This window comes from Streptomyces sp. NPDC048523 (genome assembly GCF_043199815.1).
In the GTDB taxonomy this organism is placed as follows: Bacteria; Actinomycetota; Actinomycetes; order Streptomycetales; family Streptomycetaceae; genus Streptomyces.
In genome coordinates, this window is the sequence record NZ_JBICWQ010000002.1 from 164,915 (window position 1) to 184,814 (window position 19,900).

Genomic DNA, 19,900 nt, shown 5'->3' on the forward strand with positions numbered 1-19,900 from the left:
CGTCAGAGCCCGTTCGCGCATTCCAATGGCTGATACGCAACCCGGAAGATCCGCCTCACGTCTAGTGTTCCGTACGTCACTCAACGGGCATGAACGGTTGTACGAAACCCGTGAGTAGATGAGGGGGATGAAAGAGACGTGACCGAGGGGGCCGGCATCCGCAGCGGGGACCTGCCGGACGATCTGACCGCCGCCGAGGCCGGCATGTGGCAGGCCTTCCGCAACGGCACCGTGTACGACCTGAGCAGCGGCGACACCGTCGTCGACGATCCGCACGGCGGGCACCCCTGGGGCTCCGAGCGGACGGTACGCGCGCGGATCGTGTGCTGGCTGCTCCTGGACGGTCCACCCGCGCTCGCGGGCCGGGTCTCGTCCCTGAAGCTCACCGGCGTGCAGATCAGCGGCACCCTGGATCTCGCGGGCGGCACGGTGGTGCCGTACGTGGAGATGAAGGGCTGCCGCTTCGAGCGGGAGATCCTGCTGCCGGAGGCCCGCTTCACCACCGCGCGGTTCGTGGACTGCTCGGTGCCGCGCCTGGAGGCCGCCCGGTTGCACACGGAGGGCGATCTGCATCTGCCGCGCTGCCGCTTCCACAACGGCGTACGGCTGACCGACGCGCACATCGGCACCGACCTGCTGATGAACCAGGCGATCGTCTACCGCGACCGCAGCGGCCGTTCGATCGCCGCCGACGGCATGACCGTGGGCCAGGACCTGCAGGCCGAGCTGCTGGAGTCGCACGGTGAGCTGAGCCTGCGCAGCGCGACGATCGGGGTCTCGCTGAGCCTGCGCGGCGCCCGGCTGAACAACCCGTACACCCGGCTCGCGCTGAACGCCCCCCAGCTGACCGTCGAGCGCACGCTGTACCTGACCCCCGCGGGCGTCGGCGCCGCCATGCTGAGCGGGGCGACTCCCGCGCGCGGGACGCGGATCCAGCGCTTCGAGTGCCAGGGCGGGGTACGGCTGGACGACGGGCGGTTCGGGGACGCCGTGGACCTGGAGCGGGCCCGCTTCACCTTCACCGACGAGCAGGAACTGTCGCTGCGCCGCATCCAGGCGCCCGAGCTGCGCTTCCTCGGTGAGAAGCCGCAGCGCGGCAAGGTGGTGTTGTCCGGCGCGCGCGTGGGCAACCTCGTGGACCGGGCGAGCGCCTGGCCGGGACCCGGCAATCTGCACATGGGCGGCTTCGTCTACGAGAACCTCGTGCCGCACGGCCCCTTCCCGCTGGCCGAGCGCCTTGAGTGGGTGGCGGCGGCGACCGCCGAGTACAACCCGGAGCCGTACGAGAGGCTCGCCGCCGTGCTGCGGGCCGGCGGCGAGGACGAGGACGCGCGCGAGGTGCTGCTCGCCAAGCAGCGCCGGCGTCGCGAGAGCCTGCCGCCGGCCGCCAAGCTGTGGGGATACGCGCAGGACTGGACGGTCGCCTACGGGTACCGGCCGGGGCGGGCCGCCGTATGGATGGCGGTGCTGTGGGCCGCGAGCTCCTTGGCGTTCGCACACGCGAGCCATCCGCCGCTCAAGGGCGGCGACCATCCGGCCTGGAATCCCGCGCTGTTCGCTCTCGACCTGCTGCTTCCGGTGATCGATCTGGGGCAGGTGGGTTTCTGGCAGTTGCGCGGCGGCTGGCAGTGGCTGGCCGCGGCGATGGTCCTCCTCGGCTGGATCCTGGCGACCGCCGTGGCGGCGGGGGCCTCGAGGCTGCTGCGGCGGAGCTGACGGCGCCTGTGAAGAAATCGGCAGGGCGCCGGGAGGAACTGGTGAGACCGCTGGTCAGAGAGTTGTTGAACGGTCACCTTTTTAACTTCCCTTGACCCTGCGGCGTACAACTTTCCACGAGTTGCACGTTCGCACTGGCGCAGCCTCCTCCTGCCGACCTTCAATGGTCGACACCATGGCTCTGCTGCCCCCCTTCATCCGCGCGTCACGGATGCCCGCGTACCTCACCGGCGGGCTGCCCGCCGACAACGAGGTTCTGCTCGACGTACCCGACGACCGGCTCGGCCCCGCCCTGGTCGCCGCCGGACAGGGCGAGTACGGGCGCGCGGCCGAGCTGCTCTCCGCGACCCGCGAGGACGCCGCCTGGGAGCTGCGCGACCGGTACGTCCGGCGGCTCTCCGCCTTCGCCCGCTCGCGCTCCGAGTGGTACGACGCCTGGCGCGCGGAAGCCCCGTACGACCCGGACCAGCTGCTCCTGGGCGCCCAGCTCGCGGTGGACCGCGCATGGGACTCACCGGCCCGTATCGAGCTGCTGCGCGAGGTGAGCCCGCTGATCACGGCCGCGGCTCGCGGCGAGGACCGCGACCCGGTGCCGTGGCGGATCGCGCTGGACCACGCGCGCGGCTCGCAGGCCGGGCCCACCTACTTCGGTGAGCTGTGGGAGGCAGCCCTCAGGCGCGCCCCGCTCCACTACGGCTGCCACGTCGCCGCCCTGCGCTATCTGGCGGCCTCCTGGCGCGGTTCGTACCGCGAGTGCTTCGACTTCGCCGAGCGGGCCGCGCAGGACGCCCCGGCCGGTTCCCTCATCCAGGCGCTGCCCGCGCGGGCAGCGCTGGCCTGGCTGACCGGGCCCGGCGGTGACGCGGTGCCGCGCGAGCGGCTGGACGCGGCGGCCGACCGGGCGATCGAGCTGTCCGCCACGTTCGCGGCGGCCGACCCCTGGCCGGCCGAGATCCGCAACAAGCTGGTGTTCGTCCTGGTCCGCCTCGGCCGCTGGACGGACGCCCTGGAGCAGCTGCGCATGCTCGGCCCGTACGCGACCTCGTTCCCGTGGAGCCGGGAGTCCGAGGACCCGCTGGGCCGCTTCCTGGAGGTCCGTGAGGAGGTCCGGCGGCACGCCTTGATCCATCCACGGAGTGAGCACCGGGGACGTGTGCGCTCCGCGGGCCATTAGGCTTTGGCGCCGTGACCACCGTGCGGCTCCCGCTCTTCCCCCTGAACTCCGTACTGTTCCCGGGGCTCGTGCTTCCTCTGAACGTCTTCGAGGAGCGCTATCGCGCCATGATGCGCGAACTGCTGAAGACCCCCGAGGAGGAACCGCGCCGGTTCGCCGTCGTGGCGATCCGGGACGGCCACGAGGTGGCGCCCAGCGCCCCCGGCCTGCCGGACCGGACGGCCGTGCCCGACGGCGGCCCCGCGGCCGGCTTCGGTGACGATCCGCTCAAGGCGTTCCAGGCGGTGGGCTGCGTGGCGGACGCGGCGACCGTACGGGAGCGGGCGGACGGCACGTTCGAGGTCCTGGCGACGGGCACGACCCGGGTTCGCCTGGTGTCCGTCGACGCGTCGGGCCCGTATCTGACGGCCGAGCTGGAGGAGCTGCCGGAGGAGGCGGGCGACGAGTCGGGGCCGCTGGCGGAAGGGGTCCTGCGGGCCTTCCTCCAGTACCAGAAGCGCCTGGCGGGGGCCAGGGAACGCTCCCTGTCGTCCGGCACGGAACTCCCGGACGAACCGTCCGTGGTCTCGTACCTGGTGGCCGCCGCGATGATGCTGGACACCCCCACCAAGCAGCGCCTGCTCCAGGCCCCCGACACCGCGTCCCGGCTCCGCGACGAACTGAAACTCCTGCGCGCGGAGACGGCGATCATCCGTAATCTTCCGTCGTTGCCGGCGTCGGAACTGACGCGCGGCCCGACGAGTCTGAACTGAGGCCGGAACCCGTCAGATGGCGAAGAAGTCGAAGAAGCAGCAGCCGGGCGGCACCCCCGCGACCGTGGCCCTGACCACAGCAGACGTGCCCTTCACGGTGCACGCCTACGACCACGACCCCTCCCACCCCTCCTACGGCGAGGAGGCGGCCGAGGCGATGGGGGTCTCCCCGGACCGTGTCTTCAAGACACTGGTCGCGGACGTGGACGGCACACTGACGGTGGCGGTGGTCCCGGTGGCGGGCTCCCTGGACCTGAAGGCCCTGGCCACGGCCGCGGGCGGCAAACGGGCGGCGATGGCGGACCCTACGCTCGCCGAACGCACCACGGGCTATGTCCGGGGCGGCATCTCCCCCCTGGGCCAGCGCAAAAGGCTCCCCACGGTCCTCGACGCCTCCGCCGTCGCCCACGACACGATCTGCGTCTCGGCCGGCCGCCGGGGCCTGGAGGTGGAACTCGCGCCGAAGGACCTGACCCGCCTCACGGACGCGGTCCTGGCGCCCATCGCCCGCGCGTGACCCCTCGACGAGTGCCCCTTCCTGGACTAAGCAGAAGGGGCATGTCGAAGAGAACACGCAAGCGCAGGTGGCGCATGAAGAAGGGCCGCTCGAACCACGGCAGGCGCCCGGCCTAGGGGCCGTTCGCAGGCACGGCCACCAAGGGGCTTCGGGGGGCATCCCTACGGCACGGGAGCCCCGGACCCGGGCACCGGTACCCCGGACCTACGGCGCGGGTGCCCCGTACCCGTCCCCCGGAGCCGCCGCCCCGTACACCGGCTCGGGATCCCGGGGACCGAACAACGCCGTGAGCCCCAGATGCACGACCAGGCCGGCCAACGACCAGGCGAGCAACGCCCCCTTGGCGCCCAGCTTCAGCGGCGCGGAGAAGGTGACTCCCTTGCCCACGGCCTTCGCGTGGGCGATCACATCGGACGAGGGCCCGAGCCACATCCCCACCCGCCACGCGAGGAAGGATCCCAGCAGTCCCCCGACGGCCAGCCCCACCACCAGCGGCGCCCCGCCCCGGCGCCGCCACAGGAACACCACGAGCGCGCTGACGAAACCGAAGGCCAGGGCCAGCAGAGTGAGCGTCCCGTCCACGCCCACCGCCTGCTCGCCCTCGGTGTCCTTGAGATAGACGACCCAGTTCCCCTGTCCGTCCACATCCCCGACCAGCGGCACATGCGGCGCCAGCCACCACCACAGGACCCCGAGCAGCGCCCCGCCGAGCGTGACGGCGACCATGATCACCAAGCCCTCCAGCAGCTCGGTCTTCATCCCGGGCCCGCCCTGCCCGTACCGGACTTCGGCAGGGGCCGCGTAGGCGGCATCAGGGGTCTGCCACGCATCGTGCGGGGACGGTTCGTGCGGCGGCGGGGGAGGCGTCAACGGAGCGGTCACCCTGACATCGTGCCAGGCCCGCCTGTGCGGCGCGTCACCGGACGGCCGCCCGGCGATAGGCCCAGGTGGCGACGGCCAGCGAGACCACTCCCACGCACGCGCACACGGCGAGGTCACCGAGCACGAAGGCCCAGTCGGGATGCGGCCCGAAGGTCCGGGCGAACGCCTCGACGCCGTAGGTGGAGGGCAGCAGATCCCGGGCGAACCGCACCGCCTCGGGCATCCGGTCGGCGGGCAGCACCCCCAGCAGCAGCGCGGCCGACATGCCGAGCTGTCCCAGCAGGGTGGCCAGTTCCGGCCGGGGCGCGAGCAGCCCGAGGGCCGCGCCGAGCCCCGCCAGAGCGGCTCCCGCCAGCGGAATCACCGCCACCAGCACCCACAGGTGCGCCAGCGGCAGCCCGAACAGCACGCACCCGAAGACCGCGGTCACCACGGTCCCGGGCACGGTGAAGGAGGCGTACGCCCCCGCGGCGCCCAGCACCACGGCGGCCGGCGGCACGGGCAGGGTGGCGTAGTGGTCGAGTCCGCCGCTCGCCCGCAGCTGCCCGAAGTACTGCGCGAGCAGGTTGAGCGCGACGAAGGCCACGACCAGCACGGACGCCCCGGCGACCACGGACTGCGCCTCGTCCCCGCCGTCCACGACCCCCCGCATCAGGACCATGATCCCGATCGACTGGAAGGTGGCGACGAACAGCAGCGGGATGCGCGCGACCCGCGCGCGGGACAGCTGCGCCCGGTAGACGGCCGCCAGCGACGGCCACAGCCGCGCGCGCGGCCCGAGCTCGGCGGCCGCGTCCCGGTCCGTCTCCTCGACGGCCAGGGCACCGCCCGGCAGAGCCCCGGCGGGTACGACACTCACGTGGCTCTGCTCCTCTTCGCTCCGGCGGTCGCCCTGTGACGTACGGACAGGGCCGCCCGGGTACTCAACGTGCTCACGCCTTCACCAGCCCCTGCTGCGCGGCCCCGCCCAGCGCGAGGTACACGTCCTCCAGGCTGGGGGTGGCGAGCGTGAAGTCGTCCAGCGCGGCGAACGCGGCCCCGCCGGTGACGGTGGCGACGACCGCGCGGGCCTCCTCGGGGGCGAGCCGCAGCGTCCAGCGGCGCCCGGCGGCCACGGCCCGGTCCTGGAGCGCGGCGACCTCTGGGACGTGCAGCGGGGCCGCCTCGCGCCACACGAGGTCGACGCGGACCTCGCCCGCCACCTGTTCCTTGAGGCCGGACGGCGTGTCGCAGGCGATCACCCGGCCCCGGTCGAGGACGGCGACCCGGTCCAGAACCGTCTCCGCCTCGATGACGTTGTGGGTGACGAGCAGCACGGTCGTACCGCGTTCGGCCCGCCGCCGGTCCACGGCGGACCACACCGCGCGCCGCGCCACGGGGTCCATCGCGGTGGTCGGTTCGTCGAGCACCAGCAGCGGCCGCTCCCCCACGAGCGCCGACGCCAGGCACGCGAGCCGCCGCTGCCCGCCGGACAGTTTCTTCAGCGGCCGCCCGGCGATCGGCGTGAGCCCCAGCTCGTCGAGTACGGCGTCCCGCTCGGCCCGCGCCTTCCTGGCCTCCAGGCCGCGCAGCCGGCCGGTGGTCTCGGCGGCGAGGGAGACGGTGAGGTCGTCGAGGGCGGTGGACTCCTGGCCGAGGTAGGCGAGGATCCGCGAGGCCCGGTCCGGGTGGCGCACGATGTCGTGCCCGAGGATCTCGACGCTGCCGCGGTCGGGCCGCATCAGCCCGGTGAGCTGCCGTACGAGTGTGGTCTTCCCGGCGCCGTTCGGCCCGAGCAGCCCGAAGATCTCACCGCGCCGGATGTCCAGCCGCACGTCGTCGGTGGCCCGCACCTCGGGCGTGGCCGGAGTCCCGCGCCGCCCACGCACCGCGGGGTAGGTCTTGGTCAGCCCGCGCACCGCACACACGACATCCCCACGGTGTCGAAGTGCCGGTGCAGCGCGCGTACTCACAAGGTACGAGCCTACGGGGTCGGGGAGCTCTGCTCGCCCCTGGGGCGGCGTATGCGCCCTCTCACTCCCCGGCGGGGGCGGGCTCCGCCGCCGTCCGCACATCGATCTCCCGCCAGAACCCGGCCCGGATCGCATAACGGTCGTGCTCGTCGATCTGGTCGTCCTTGTGCGCGAGCAGCCCGAACCGGGCCGCGTACCTGAGCAGTTCCCCGTCGATCCGGTGCGGCACCCGCGGGTACATCCCGGCCAGCCGCTGCAGATGCGCCTGGTCCCCCAGCCGCTCCATCCACCGCCGCGCGAAGACCTGCCCCACCTCGAAGGGGTCCCCGCCGACGGTGGTGATGTCCTCCTCCCGGTCGGCCCACCGCTGCTCGGCGGTGGTCAGCTGGGCGAGCGTCGGCATGGAGGCGACCTCGGGCGGCTCGGTGGCACCACTGGGCCGGTCGACCCAGCCCTTGTCGGAGGACCACCGCAGGGTCGCGCTCGCGGGGGGCTGGGCAGCCTGCGCACCGGGGGCCCGCAGTGCGGCGAGGTCCTTGGGCGTGGGCACTCCCTTCGGCGCCGGCACCCGCTCCTGCGTGCCGTTCTCCGAGGCGGCCGCCGGGGCGTGCTCGCTGTCCTCGGCGCTCCGCTCGGGGGCCTGGGAGGGCGCGGACTCGGGCAGCGGCGCCGAGAGGATCGCGGCGATCTCGGGCCGCGGTACGGGCGGCGGCGCGCAGACCCCGCCGAGCTCCTTCGCGCGGACGGCCTTGGTGATCCACGCGCGGTCCAGCACCCGCCGCTCGTCCGCCTCGGCGACCAGGTCCTCGGACTGGTTGTAGTCCCCGTCGGCGGCCTGCACGGCCCACAGGTGTACGGCGACCCCGTGCTCCTTGGCGGCCATCATGCCCGGCAGCAGATCCCCGTCGCCGGTGACGAGCACGACGTCGGAGCAGGCGCGGTTGCGGGCCAGTTCGGTGAGCTCGGCGTGCATGGCGGCGTCCACGCCCTTCTGGGCCCAGCGTCCGTCGCTGCGGGTCAGGGCGCCGAGCCGGACGGTGACCCGGGGCATCACCCGCAGTCTGCGGTGCTCGGGCTGCGGGACGCGATCGGGGGCGCCGTCGAACCAGTAGATGCGCAGCAGGGGCCGTTCGGTGTCGGACTCGGCCCGGTCGCGCAATCCCTGGACGAGGGCGGCGTGGTCGACGGTGATACGGGAACGGGAGGGCTCCCCGGCAAGGAGACTGGCGGCGGCCCCCAGCAGATACCCGGCGTCCACCAGGACGATGCAGCGGTCCACGCGATCCACCCTCTTTCCGGGAGGTTTGCTTCGGGCTTCCTTCGAGTCTGCCCGACCACGAGAGGGTTAACGGCCCGAACTCGATCTTCGGCGTGGCGTTTCGGGGCATTGCCCGGCGACATTCCCTGTCACACACGGTAATTATCCGAAATGCGCCTGCTGTCAGCCTATGTGAATCTGGTCCCGGCCCTGGCCCCTAGATCCCCACAGGAGGCACCACCATGGCCAAGAACAAGAAGCAGAACCGTAAGCCGTCGCAGACCGAGCGTGCCGGGCAGGAGCCCCAGCCCTCCTCGATGGAGCCGCAGACCGAGCAGCATGCTCCGCAGGTGACACCCGGCGACGTCGCCCGCAAGGGGCGGCAGAAAACCTTCGGCCACAACTGACATAGCCACCAAGGGTTGTTGAGACCCAGGCACACAGAGGGGCGCACCCCGTCCGGAGTGCGCCCCTCTGCATGGTCAGAACCCTGGTGGGTCAGCCCGCCAGGCAGGACGGTCCGAGCAGCACCTTCAGGTCCCCGAAGAGCGCCGGGTCCGGCTTCACGCGGTGCCGGTCCAGCCGCAGGACGGTGGTCTTGCTGGGGCCCTGGAGCCTGATGCGGACCTCGCTCTCCCCCTTGTGGTGACTGAGGATCTCGCCGAGCCTGCTGACCATCGGCGGGGTGACCTTCAGCGCCGGGATGGTGAGGATCACGGGCGCGTTGGTGCCCGCGTTGGACAGGTCGGGGACCTGGAGCTCCATCGCGACCAGCCGGGGCACGTCCTCGCGCTTGTCGAGGCGGCCCTTGACGAACACCACGGCGTCCTCGACGAGTTGGGTCGACACCAGCTGGTAGGTCGCCGGAAAGAACATGCACTCGATGGAACCGGCGAGGTCCTCGACGGTGGCGATCGCCCAGGCGTTGCCCTGCTTGGTCATCTTGCGCTGCAGGCCCGAGATGATGCCGCCGATGGTCACGACCGCGCCGTCGGAGTGCTCGCCGCCGGTGAGCTGGGCGATGCCAGCGTCGGCCTTGTCGGACAGCACGTGCTCCAGGCCGAAGAGCGGGTGGTCGGAGACGTACAGACCGAGCATCTCCCGCTCCTGGGCGAGCAGATAGGTCTTGTCCCACTCCTCGGTGGTGAACTCCACGTCCAGGCCGAAGCCGGGCTCGCTGGTGTCCTCATCGCCCATCCCGCCGAAGAGGTCGAACTGGCCCTCGGCCTCCTTGCGCTTGACCGCGACCACGTTGTCGATCATCGTGTCGAAGTGCGCGGTGAGGCCCTTGCGGGTGTGCCCCATCGTGTCGAACGCGCCCGCCTTGATCAGCGACTCCGTGGTGCGCTTGTTGCAGGCGACGGCCTCGACCTTGTCGAGGTAGTCGGGGAAGGAGGCGTACTTCCCCTTGGCCTTGCGGCTGCGGATGATCGACTCGACCACGTTGGTACCGACGTTGCGCACGGCTTCGAGCCCGAAGAGGATGACGTCGTCGCCCTGGGCGGCGAAGTTGTGCTCCGACTCGTTGACGTTCGGCGGGAGCACCTTGATGCGCATGCGACGGCACTCGTTGAGGTAGACCGCCGACTTGTCCTTGTCGTCCTTCACCGAGGTGAGCAGCGCGGCCATGTACTCGGCCGGGTAGTTGGCCTTGAGGTACGCGGTCCAGTAGGAGACCAGTCCGTAGGCGGCGGAGTGCGCCTTGTTGAACGCGTAGCCGGCGAAGGGGACCAGGACGTCCCACAGGGCCTGGATCGCCTCGTCGCTGTAGCCGTTCTTCTTGGCGCCGGCCTGGAAGATGGTGAAGTTCTTCGCCAGTTCGTCGGGCTTCTTCTTGCCCATCACGCGGCGCAGGATGTCGGCCTCACCGAGCGAGTAGCCGGCGATGATCTGGGCGGCCTTCTGCACCTGCTCCTGGTAGACGATCAGGCCGTAGGTGACCGCGAGGACCTCCTGGAGCGGCTCCTCCAGCTCCTTGTGGATCGGCGTGATCTCCTGGCGGCCGTTCTTGCGCTCGGCGTAGTTGATGTGGGAGTTCATGCCCATCGGGCCCGGCCGGTAGAGGGCCGAGACGGCGGAGATGTCCTCGAAGTTGTCGGGCTGCATCTGGCGGAGCAGCGAACGCATCGGGCCGCCGTCGAACTGGAAGACACCGAGGGTGTCACCGCGGCAGAGCAGTTCGAAGGTCTTGGGGTCGTCCAGCGGCAGGGCGAGCATCTCCAGGTCGATGCCCTTGTTGGCCTTCACCATCTTGATGGCGTCGTCCATGATCGTGAGGTTGCGCAGGCCCAGGAAGTCCATCTTCAGCAGGCCGAGCGACTCGCACTGCGGGTAGTCCCACTGGGTGATGGTCACGCCGTCGGTGTGGCGCACCCAGATCGGGGCGTGGTCGACGATGGGCTCGCTGGACATGATCACGCCGGCCGCGTGCACACCCATCTGCCGGACCAGGCCCTCGACACCCTTGGCGGTGTCGATGACCTTCTTCACGTCCGGTTCGTTCTCGTACATCGACCTGATCTCGCCGGCCTCGCTGTAGCGCGGGTGGGAGGGGTCGGTGATGCCGTTGAGGTCGATGCCCTTGCCGAGGACGTCGGCGGGCATCGCCTTGGTGAGCCGGTCGCCCATCGCGTACGGGTAGCCCAGCACGCGCGCGGAGTCCTTGATGGCGTTCTTCGCCTTGATCTTGCCGTACGTGCCGATCATGGCGACCTTGTCGGCGCCGTACTTCTCGGTCACGTACCGGATCACCTCGACGCGCCTGCGCTCGTCGAAGTCGATGTCGACATCGGGCATGGAGACGCGCTCGGGGTTGAGGAACCGCTCGAAGATCAGACCGTGCGGGATCGGGTCGAGGTCGGTGATGCCCATGGCGTAGGCGACGATCGAGCCGGCCGCGGAGCCTCGGCCGGGGCCGACCGCGATGCCGTTGTTCTTGGCCCACATGATGAAGTCGGCGACCACGAGGAAGTAGCCCGGGAACCCCATCTGGATGATGACGTCCATCTCGTACTCGGCCTGCCTCTGGCGGTCCTCGGGGATGCCGCCCGGGAAGCGGCGCTCCATGCCGCGGCGGACCTCCTCCTTGAACCAGGTGACCTCGGTGTAGCCCTCGGGGATGTCGAACTTCGGCATGAGGTTCTTGGCCTCGAACATGCCCTCGGTGTCGACCTGTTCGGCCACCAGGAGGGTGTTGCGGCAGCCTTCCTGCCAGGCGTCCGAGGAGTCGATGGCGTACATCTCGTCCGTGGACTTCAGGTAGTAGCCGGTGCCGTCGAACTTGAAGCGGTCCGGGTCGGAGAGGTTCTTGCCGGTCTGGATGCACAGCAGGGCGTCGTGGGCGGTCGCCTCGTGCGCGTACGTGTAGTGCGAGTCGTTGGTGACCAGCGGGGGGATGCCGAGCTTCTTGCCGATCTCCAGGAGGCCGTCGCGGACCCGGTGCTCGATCTCGATGCCGTGGTCCATCAGCTCCAGGAAGTAGCGGTCCTTGCCGAAGATGTCCTGGTAGTCGGCGGCCGCCTTCAGTGCCTCGTCGTACTGGCCGAGGCGCAGCCGGGTCTGGAGTTCACCGGAGGGGCAGCCGGTGGAGGCGACGATCCCCTCGGACCACCGGGAGATCGTCTCCTTGTCCATCCGGGGCCACTTCTGGAGCCAGCCCTCGGCGTAGGCGTCCGAGGAGAGCCGGAAGAGGTTGTGCAGGCCGGTCGAGTTCACGGCCCACATCGTCTTGTGGGTGTAACCACCCGAACCGGAGACGTCGTCCCGCTTCTGGTGCGGCTGGCCCCACTGGATCTTGCGTTTGTTGCGCCGGGACTCGGGCGCGACATACGCCTCGATCCCGATGATCGGGGTGACCCCGGCCTTCTTCGCCGAGTGGAAGAAGTCGTACGCCCCGTGCAGGTTGCCGTGGTCCGACATGGCGATATGGGTCATGCCCATCTCGTTGCACGCGTCGAACATGTCCTTGAGCCGCGCGGCACCGTCCAGCAGGGAGTACTGGGTGTGGACGTGCAGGTGCGTGAACGGCGGCTTTGACACGGCGTGGCCTCCATGGAAAACACTCGACGACAGGCGGACGGACGGTGTGGGGGTCAGCGCCGAAGTCTATGCCTCGGCACTGACACTCAGGGGGCCGCCCCGCGTACCTTCACAACGAGGGCCGCGGGCACTTTCACCGGGGCCCGCCCGTTGGAGATGACGACAGAAACGCTGTCGTACAGATGTACCAGGAGGCACCCCGCGATGTCGGTTCCGCAGCTCAACGACGAGCACCGCGGCGAGGAGATTCTCGCTGTCTTCGACACCGCCTTCGGCGAGCTCCTGGCCGCCGATCCGGCAGCGTTCCGCGTGAAGTTCCGGAAGATGGCGGCGTCCGCGTTCGCGTTCTACCGGGGTACGGCGTGCCTCTTCTACCACGACCTCGACGCGGAGAAGCGGGGCGGCCCGTACCTGGACGAGCGCACCTCGCGCGTGTGGATCCACGGCGACCTGCACGCGGAGAACTTCGGCACGTACCTGGACGCCAACGGCCGGCTGATCTTCAACGTCAACGACTTCGACGAGGCCTACGTCGGCCCCTTCACCTGGGACCTCAAGCGCTTCGCCGCCTCCGTCGCGCTGATCGGGTACGCCAAGGCGCTCGGCGACGAGCAGATCACCGAGCTGGTGGAGGTCTACGCGGGCGCGTACCGGGAGCGGATCCACGCCCTGGCCACCGGCGCCAAGAGCGACGAGGTGCCCCCCTTCACCCTGGACACCGCCCAGGGCCCCCTCCTGGACGCGCTGCGCGACGCCCGCTCCCTGACCCGCTTCGGCCTCCTGGAGTCGATGACGGAGATCCGCGACTTCGAGCGCCGCTTCGCGCCGGGCGGCGGCTCCATCGAGCTGGACGCGGCCACCCGCTACAAGGTGCTCGCGGCCTTCGACGGCTATCTGGAGACCCTCCCGGAGGCCTCCCTGGACCGCCCGGACTCCTACCGCGTCAAGGACGTCGTCGGCCGCCGCGGCATCGGCATCGGCTCGGCCGGGCTGCCGTCGTACAACATCCTGCTCGAGGGGCACACCGACGCCCTGGAGAACGACGTCGTGATCTACATCAAGCAGGCCCAGACCCCGGCCGTCTCCCGCCACATCACCGACCCGGCGATCCGCGACTACTTCCAGCACGAGGGCCACCGCACGGTCATCTCCCAACGCGCCCTCCAGCAGCACGCCGACCCGTGGCTGGGCTGGACCGAGCTGGGCGGCGCGGGTCAGCTGGTCGCCGAGATCTCGCCGTACGCCGTCGACCTGGACTGGGGTGACATCGACGACCCGGAGGAGATCGCGGGGGTCGTCGCCGACCTCGGCCGGGCCACGGCCACCATGCACGCGGCGGCGGACGACACCTCGGGCGAGTCCCTGGTGCCCTTCTCCACCGAGCGGGCCATCGACGCGGCGATCGCGGCCGACGAGGACGGTTTCGCGGGGCTCCTGGTCGACTTCGCGCACAGCTACGGCGCACGCGCCCGTGCCGACCACCAGACCTTCGTGGACCTGTTCCGCAACGGCCGGATCCCGGGTCTGTGACCGGCCCCTGCCACCCCTCATAACGATAGGGCCGCTCACAGGAATCCTTTAGGGGTCCCTTACCGGCCCACGTGACACACTCTCCACGCTATGGACATATCCGGGACCCAGCTACGAGCGCTCCGCGCGGCGCTGTTCACGGCACTCGTCGTGACGCTCAGCACCGCGTCGCACGTGCTGCTGTCCCGGGCTCCCCTGCCGCTCAACACGGTGGCGGTGGTCGCCGTCGCCGTGTTCGCGCTCACCTTCGCGCTGGCCGGCCGGGAGCGCGGCTTCGGACGGATCGCCGCCGTGCTGATCCCGCTGGAGCTCGCCGCCGACACCGTCTTCACCACCGGACAGCACGTCTGCTACGGCGCCGCGGGCGGCCCGGTGGCGGGCCCGCTGCGCTCGGTCGGCTGGGACGTGTTCTGCGGTGACGGCACCAGCGTCGGCTCGCCGCTGGCCCGGATGACGGGCACCGACCCCGGCCGGCTCGGCGGCCTGCTCGCCCACGCCGACCCGCGGACCGCCTGGCTGCTGCTGGGCGCCCATGTCTGCGTGGGCCTGCTCGCGGCCGCCTGGCTGCGCCGCGGCGAGCGGGCCCTTGCCCAGCTGCTGCGGGCCGTGGCCGCCACGACCTTCCGGCCGCTGCTCGTCGCGGCCGCCGCGCTGACCGTACGGTCGGCGCCGGAACCGGCCCCTCCGGCGCGCCCCGGCCGCCGTACGGCCGCCGTGTTCGACGAGATCCTCGTGCACTCCCTGGGACGGCGTGGACCGCCGTGCTCGACCGCTGTCGCCTGAGCCCGGACAGCACCTGAGCACCACCAGTCCCGACCTACGTATCCCCGCACACCACGTGTGCGCGTCCCCGTGATGGAGAACACCACCATGAGCAAGCGGAACAGCCAGGCCTCGAAGAACGCCGCCCGTGAGCGGCTGCGGCAGGAGCGCGAGCGCCAGGCCAAGCGTGACAAGGTCAAGCGGCAGGTCATCGTGGCCTGCTCCGTCGTCGGCGTCCTGGCGATAGCCGGCGGCATCGGCTACGCGGTCGTCCAGAGCAACAAGCCCAGCTACTGGGAAGAGGCCAAGAACGACAAGCTCGTCAAGCCGGCCAACAGCACGGGCACCAACGGCACGACGGTCGTCATCGGCAAGAGCACCGCCAAGAAGACCCTGGTCATGTACGAGGACCCGCGCTGCCCCGTCTGCGCCCAGTTCGAGCAGACCGTCGGCTCGACCGTCGACAAGGACGTCGAGGACGGCAAGTTCAAGCTCCAGTACGTCGGCGCCACCTTCCTCGACGGCAACCTCGGCGGCGAGGGCTCCAAGAACGGCCTCAGCGCCCTCGGCGCGGCACTGAACGTCAGCCCCGAGGCGTTCCTGAAGTACAAGACCGCGATGTACACCACGAAGTGGCACCCCGCCGAGGACACCGACAAGTTCAAGGACGACTCCTACCTCATCAAGATCGCGCAGACCGTCCCGGAGCTGAAGGACAACAAGACCTTCCAGAACGCCGTGAAGAACGGCACCTACGACAAGTGGGCTCTGGACATGTCCGACAAGTTCAACAAGGACGGCGTGACCGGCACCCCGACCCTGAAGATGGACGGCAAGACGCTGACGGGTTCCGACGGCAAGAGCGCGCCGATGACGGTCGCCGACTTCAACACGGCGCTGGAGGCGGCCCTGAAGGGCTGATCCCGACCTTCGGGCAAAGAGCGGGCGAACTTTTGCGAGTTCGCCCGCTCACGTTCATACCGATCAGTAACCTGATCGGCCGTGACCAGTCGATACAGAGCATCCGAGCACTCCAACTCCCTGTCACCGCGCCGCCGTACGGTCGTCAAGGCCGCGGCGGCCGGCGCCGTCCTGGCCGGACCGCTCGCCGCCGCCCTGCCGGCGCGGGCCGCCGACGAGACCCCCGCGTTCCTGCACGGCGTGGCCTCCGGCGACCCGCTCCCGGACGGCATCCTGCTGTGGACCCGGGTGACCCCGACCGCCGAGGCCGTACCCGGTTCCGGGCTCGGTCCGGACACCGAGGTCGGCTGGGTCGTCGCCCGCGACAAGGCCTTCACGACCGTCGTCGCCAAGGGTTCCGTGACCGCGACCGCCGCCTCCGACCACACCGTCAAGGCGGACGTGCGCGGTCTCGCGCCGGCGACCGACTACTGGTTCCGCTTCTCGGCCGGCGGCACCGACTCCCCGGCGGCGCGCACCCGCACCGCGCCGGCGGCGGACGCGGCCGTCACCAACCTCCGCTTCGGCGTGGTCTCCTGCGCCAACTGGGAGGCCGGCTACTTCTCGTCGTACCGCCACCTCGCGGCGCGCGGCGACCTGGACGCCTGGCTGCACCTGGGCGACTACATCTACGAGTACGGCACCGGCGACTACGGCACGCGCGACACCGTCGTACGGCAGCACGCGCCGACCCACGAGATAGTCACCCTCGCCGACTACCGGATCCGGCACGGCAAGTACAAGACGGACCCGGACCTCCAGGCCCTGCACGCGGTCGCCCCGGTCGTCGCGATCTGGGACGACCACGAGTTCGCCAACGACGCCTGGTCGGGCGGTGCCGAGAACCACACCGAGGGCGCGGAGGGCGCCTGGTCGGCCCGTCAGTCCGCCGCCAAGCGGGCCTACTTCGAGTGGATGCCGGTCCGCCCGGCGATCGCGGGCACCACCTACCGCCGACTGCGCTTCGGCAAGCTCGCCGACCTCTCGCTGCTCGACCTGCGGTCCTTCCGCTCGCAGCAGGTCGCCGTGGGCAACGGCTCGGTCGACGACCCGGACCGCACGATCACCGGCCGCGCCCAGCTGGACTGGCTCAAGGCGGGGCTGAAGTCCTCCGACACGACCTGGCGGCTGGTCGGCAACTCCGTGATGATCTCGCCGTTCGCGATCGGCTCGCTCTCCGCCGACCTGCTGAGGCCGCTCGCGGAGCTGCTGGGCCTGCCGAAGGAGGGCCTCGCCCTCAACCCCGACCAGTGGGACGGCTACACGGACGACCGCCGCGAACTCCTCGCCCACCTGCGCGCGAACGCGATCCGCAACACCGTCTTCCTGACCGGCGACATCCACATGGCGTGGGCCAACGACGTGCCGGTGGACGCCGGTACCTACCCGCTGTCGGCCTCCGCCGCCACGGAGTTCGTCGTCACCTCGGTGACCTCCGACAACCTCGACGACCTCCTGAAGGTCCCCGAAGGCACGGTCACCGCGCTCGCGGCACCGGTCATCCAGGTCGCCAACCGGCACGTCCACTGGGTCGACACCGACCGCCACGGCTACGGCGTCCTGGACATCACCGCCGACCGGGCGCAGATGGACTACTACGTGCTGTCCGACAAGACGAAGCAGAACGCGACCTCCAAGTGGGCGCGTTCGTACCGCACGCGGACCGGCACGCAGAAGGTCGAGCGGACGTACACGCCGGTATAGAGCCGCTCTGGAGGCTGCCGTTCTAGAGGCTGTCGTTCTAGAGGCTGTCGAGGAAGCCGAGGGCCACCCGCCAGGTGGCCTCGGCGGCCTCCTCGTCGTGGTCCGGCAGGCCGGGGTCGGTGTAGAGGTGACCGGCCCCGGCGTACCGGTAGATCTCGACGTCGGCGCCGGTGCGGCCCATCTGGAGATACCAGGCGCTCAGCCAGTCGTCGGTCTCGAAGGGGTCGGGCTCGGCCACGTGCAGCTGGACCGGCAGTTCGTCCGCGGCGACGTTCGGCGCGATGTCCGACGTGCCGTGCAGGAGCAGCAGTCCGCGGGCCTTCTCGTCGCCGAGGGCGAGGGTCTGCGCGACCGAGGCGCCCAGCGAGAAGCCGGCGTAGACGAGGCCGCGCTCGGAGTAGGGGGCGGCGGCCAGGACGGCCCGCTTGAGCAACTCGTCCTTGCCGATCTCCTCGTTGAAGGCCATGCCCTCCTCGACCGTCTCGAACGTGCGCCCCTCGAAGAGGTCCGGCGTCCACACCTCGTGCCCGGCCCCCCGCAGCCGGTCGGCGGCCTGACGGACTGCGGGCCTCAGGCCGTAGGTCGAGTGAAAGAGCATGATGTTCATGAGGCCATGGTGCCAGCCCGCTCCGACAGTGCCGTTCCACACATGGCGGCGGCCGTACCCAGTTCGCGGCAGAAGTCACATGTTCATGCCCCACCCGGGCCGGTTAGGTTCGGGGTCATGGAAGACGTACTCCGCCCACTGATCGTGGTCGGCGGCTCGGTGCTGCTCACCCTGCTCATCGGGTGGGCCACCGACCGTCTGCTGCGCAAGGCCGACGACCGCCACAGCGAGACCCCGCTGTGGGGTCTGCTGCGCCGTGGCCGCATCCCCTACATGCTCGTGCTGTGCGCGGCCATGCTGAGAGGGGCCTACGACGAGGCGCGGCTGGCGCAGCGGCACAGCGCCTCCATCGGGCAGATGCTGACGCTGATCCTCATCGGGGCGACCGCCTGGCTGGTGATCCGGATCGCCGCCGCCATCGTGGAGACGACGTACACCCGCTATGCGCGCGCCCACCACGACGCCGCCCGGGTCCGCCGAGTGCGCACCCAGGTGACGCTGATCACACGGGTGGTCGCCGCGGTTGTCGGCGTGATGGCGGTGGCCGCGATGCTGCTGACGTTCCCGGCGATGCGCGCGGCCGGTGCCTCGCTGCTGGCCTCGGCCGGAATCCTCGGCATCGTCGCCGGTGTGGCCGCCCAGTCGACGCTCAGCAACATGTTCGCCGGGCTGCAGATCGCCTTCGGCGACATGGTGCGCATAGGCGACACCGTGGTGGTGGACGGCGAGTGGGGCACCATCGAGGAGATCACCCTGACCTTCCTGACGGTACGGACCTGGGACGAACGCCGGATCACCATGCCGGTGTCGTACTTCACCTCGAAGCCGTTCGAGAACTGGTCGCGCGGCACCCCGCAGATGACCGGCATCGTCTACTGGCACGTCGATCACACGGCCCCGGTGGACCTGATGCGCGAGCGGCTGCGGGACATCCTGCGCGAGTGCCCCGCCTGGGACGGCCGCGACTACGGCCTCGCCGTCACCGACACCACCCCGAACACCATGCAGGTGCGTGCCCTGGTGACCGCCAAGGACGCCGACGACATCTGGACAGTACGGGTCACGGTCCGCGAACAGATGCTCCGCTGGCTCACCGACAACCACCCGTACGCCCTGCCCCGGGTCAACACGGCGGACGCGACACTGGCCCCGGGATTCCGGTCGAGGAACGGCCACCGGCCCGAGAGCAGCAACTCCGACGGCGCGGAAGCCCCGCGCATCGGCACCGGCCGAGGGTAGGTCCGTCGCGGCCGCCACCAGGGCTTCCCGTCACCTGCCGCGCTCGGCCCCACCGTTGACCTGCACGATCTGCGACGTCACGTGTCCGGCGCCCGGGGAGGCCAGCCAGTGCAAGGTGGCCGCGACGTCCCCGGGCGTCCCCGCCCGCCCCGTCGACGTGTCATTGATGAGCCGCTCCCGCCGCGCGGCGTCCATCGCGGCGCCGAAGAACTCCGTGTCCTCGACATACCCCGGCGCGACCACGTTCGCGGTGATCCCGCGCGGTCCCAACTCCCGCGCCAGATCATGGGCGTAGGGATGCAGCCCCGCCTTCGCCGCCCCGTACGCCCCGCTGCCGGACCCCCGGTAGGCGGCGATGGAGCTGACGAACAGTACTCGCCCGCCCGGTGAGGCGAGCCGGTCCTTCAGGCCCTCGGTGAGGAGCGCGGCGGTCAGCAGGTTGAGCCGGAAGTTCACGGTCCAGTCGTGCGCGACGGCGTCGAGCCGATCGGCGCCGGCGGCGGGCGGTTCGAGCTGCCCGGTGCCCCCGGCGCTGTGGATCAGCACGTCCACGGTCCCCAGTTCACGCTCCACGAAAGCGACGACCCCGCGCACCTGGTCGACGTCACCGAGATCGGCGGCATACGTCAGCGCCCCGGGCACCCCGGCCTTCTCCAGCACCTCGGCGCGCCGCCCCAGCAGCAGCACCCGGTCCCCTTCCGCGGCGAACACCTGTGCCGCCGCGCGTCCGATTCCCGTACCGCCACCGCTGATCACTACGTTGCGAGCCATAACAGCAGCCTACAAAGGCGCACTTGGGGAGGTCATCC

The 19,900-nt window shown here is 70.7% G+C and carries 17 protein-coding genes; 10 read left to right on the forward strand and 7 right to left on the reverse strand.

Translation table 11 applies throughout. From position 1 onward, the window contains the following. Positions 1 to 138: 138 nt before the first annotated feature. The 4 genes from ACGFWE_RS09710 to ybaK all read left to right on the forward strand — a co-directional run bounded on the left by ACGFWE_RS09710 (position 139) and on the right by ybaK (position 4,159). Entirely contained in the window at positions 139 to 1,716 is a 1,578-nt protein-coding gene (locus ACGFWE_RS09710; protein ID WP_352382830.1) for an oxidoreductase, read from the forward strand. Positions 1,717 to 1,879: 163 nt separating this feature from the next. Further along, positions 1,880 to 2,890 carry a hypothetical protein gene (locus tag ACGFWE_RS09715; protein ID WP_393599143.1) on the forward strand — a complete coding sequence of 337 codons (1,011 nt, stop codon included), beginning with the start codon at positions 1,880 to 1,882 and terminating at the stop codon, positions 2,888 to 2,890. Positions 2,891 to 2,901: 11 nt separating this feature from the next. After that, positions 2,902 to 3,642 (forward strand): LON peptidase substrate-binding domain-containing protein, encoded by a 741-nt coding sequence (locus ACGFWE_RS09720; protein ID WP_352382832.1) that lies wholly within the window; start codon positions 2,902 to 2,904, stop codon positions 3,640 to 3,642. 16 nt (positions 3,643 to 3,658) lie between these two features. Continuing rightward, positions 3,659 to 4,159, forward strand: coding sequence for a Cys-tRNA(Pro) deacylase (gene ybaK / locus ACGFWE_RS09725; protein WP_393599145.1), 501 nt, complete (start codon positions 3,659 to 3,661; stop codon positions 4,157 to 4,159). A gap of 204 nt (positions 4,160 to 4,363) precedes the next feature. Here the strand turns inward: ybaK and ACGFWE_RS09730 are convergent, their stop codons facing one another. From ACGFWE_RS09730 to ACGFWE_RS09745, 4 genes are all read right to left on the reverse strand, one after another. Then, complete coding sequence (locus ACGFWE_RS09730; protein ID WP_393599147.1) at positions 4,364 to 5,041, reverse strand: AAA family ATPase; 678 nt, start codon at positions 5,039 to 5,041, stop codon at positions 4,364 to 4,366. Positions 5,042 to 5,075: 34 nt separating this feature from the next. Then, positions 5,076 to 5,900 carry an ABC transporter permease gene (locus ACGFWE_RS09735; RefSeq protein WP_352382838.1) on the reverse strand — a complete coding sequence of 275 codons (825 nt, stop codon included), beginning with the start codon at positions 5,898 to 5,900 and terminating at the stop codon, positions 5,076 to 5,078. Positions 5,901 to 5,973: 73 nt separating this feature from the next. Next, a complete protein-coding gene (locus ACGFWE_RS09740) occupies positions 5,974 to 6,948 on the reverse strand; it encodes an ABC transporter ATP-binding protein (protein WP_393599149.1) in 975 nt (324 codons plus the stop codon). A gap of 106 nt (positions 6,949 to 7,054) precedes the next feature. Further along, positions 7,055 to 8,272: an NYN domain-containing protein gene (locus ACGFWE_RS09745; RefSeq protein WP_393599151.1), complete on the reverse strand. Its 1,218-nt coding sequence runs from the start codon at positions 8,270 to 8,272 to the stop codon at positions 7,055 to 7,057. Between the two features lie 221 nt (positions 8,273 to 8,493). Between ACGFWE_RS09745 and ACGFWE_RS09750 the strand changes: the two genes are divergently transcribed. Then, complete coding sequence (locus ACGFWE_RS09750) at positions 8,494 to 8,658, forward strand: hypothetical protein (RefSeq protein WP_393599153.1); 165 nt, start codon at positions 8,494 to 8,496, stop codon at positions 8,656 to 8,658. 91 nt (positions 8,659 to 8,749) lie between these two features. Here the strand turns inward: ACGFWE_RS09750 and dnaE are convergent, their stop codons facing one another. Then, the gene (dnaE, locus tag ACGFWE_RS09755; protein WP_393599155.1) at positions 8,750 to 12,289 is read right to left on the reverse strand and encodes a DNA polymerase III subunit alpha; all 3,540 of its coding nucleotides are present in this window, start codon (positions 12,287 to 12,289) and stop codon (positions 8,750 to 8,752) included. 204 nt (positions 12,290 to 12,493) lie between these two features. Here dnaE and ACGFWE_RS09760 point away from each other — a divergent pair, with 204 nt between their 5' ends. The 4 genes from ACGFWE_RS09760 to ACGFWE_RS09775 all read left to right on the forward strand — a co-directional run bounded on the left by ACGFWE_RS09760 (position 12,494) and on the right by ACGFWE_RS09775 (position 17,245). Then, positions 12,494 to 13,819: a DUF2252 domain-containing protein gene (locus ACGFWE_RS09760; protein ID WP_352382846.1), complete on the forward strand. Its 1,326-nt coding sequence runs from the start codon at positions 12,494 to 12,496 to the stop codon at positions 13,817 to 13,819. A gap of 90 nt (positions 13,820 to 13,909) precedes the next feature. After that, entirely contained in the window at positions 13,910 to 14,602 is a 693-nt protein-coding gene (locus tag ACGFWE_RS09765; protein WP_352382848.1) for a hypothetical protein, read from the forward strand. Positions 14,603 to 14,689: 87 nt separating this feature from the next. Further along, on the forward strand, positions 14,690 to 15,502 hold the full coding sequence (locus ACGFWE_RS09770; protein ID WP_352382850.1) for a thioredoxin domain-containing protein: 813 nt from the start codon (positions 14,690 to 14,692) through the stop codon (positions 15,500 to 15,502). Positions 15,503 to 15,583: 81 nt separating this feature from the next. Then, on the forward strand, positions 15,584 to 17,245 hold the full coding sequence (locus ACGFWE_RS09775; protein WP_352382852.1) for an alkaline phosphatase D family protein: 1,662 nt from the start codon (positions 15,584 to 15,586) through the stop codon (positions 17,243 to 17,245). Positions 17,246 to 17,282: 37 nt separating this feature from the next. Here the strand turns inward: ACGFWE_RS09775 and ACGFWE_RS09780 are convergent, their stop codons facing one another. Then, on the reverse strand, positions 17,283 to 17,852 hold the full coding sequence (locus ACGFWE_RS09780; protein ID WP_393599158.1) for a dienelactone hydrolase family protein: 570 nt from the start codon (positions 17,850 to 17,852) through the stop codon (positions 17,283 to 17,285). Between the two features lie 117 nt (positions 17,853 to 17,969). Here ACGFWE_RS09780 and ACGFWE_RS09785 point away from each other — a divergent pair, with 117 nt between their 5' ends. Further along, complete coding sequence (locus ACGFWE_RS09785) at positions 17,970 to 19,091, forward strand: mechanosensitive ion channel domain-containing protein (RefSeq protein ID WP_352382856.1); 1,122 nt, start codon at positions 17,970 to 17,972, stop codon at positions 19,089 to 19,091. 30 nt (positions 19,092 to 19,121) lie between these two features. Here ACGFWE_RS09785 and ACGFWE_RS09790 read toward each other — a convergent pair whose 3' ends face one another. Beyond that, a complete protein-coding gene (locus tag ACGFWE_RS09790) occupies positions 19,122 to 19,862 on the reverse strand; it encodes an SDR family oxidoreductase (RefSeq protein WP_352382858.1) in 741 nt (246 codons plus the stop codon). Positions 19,863 to 19,900: the final 38 nt, after the last annotated feature.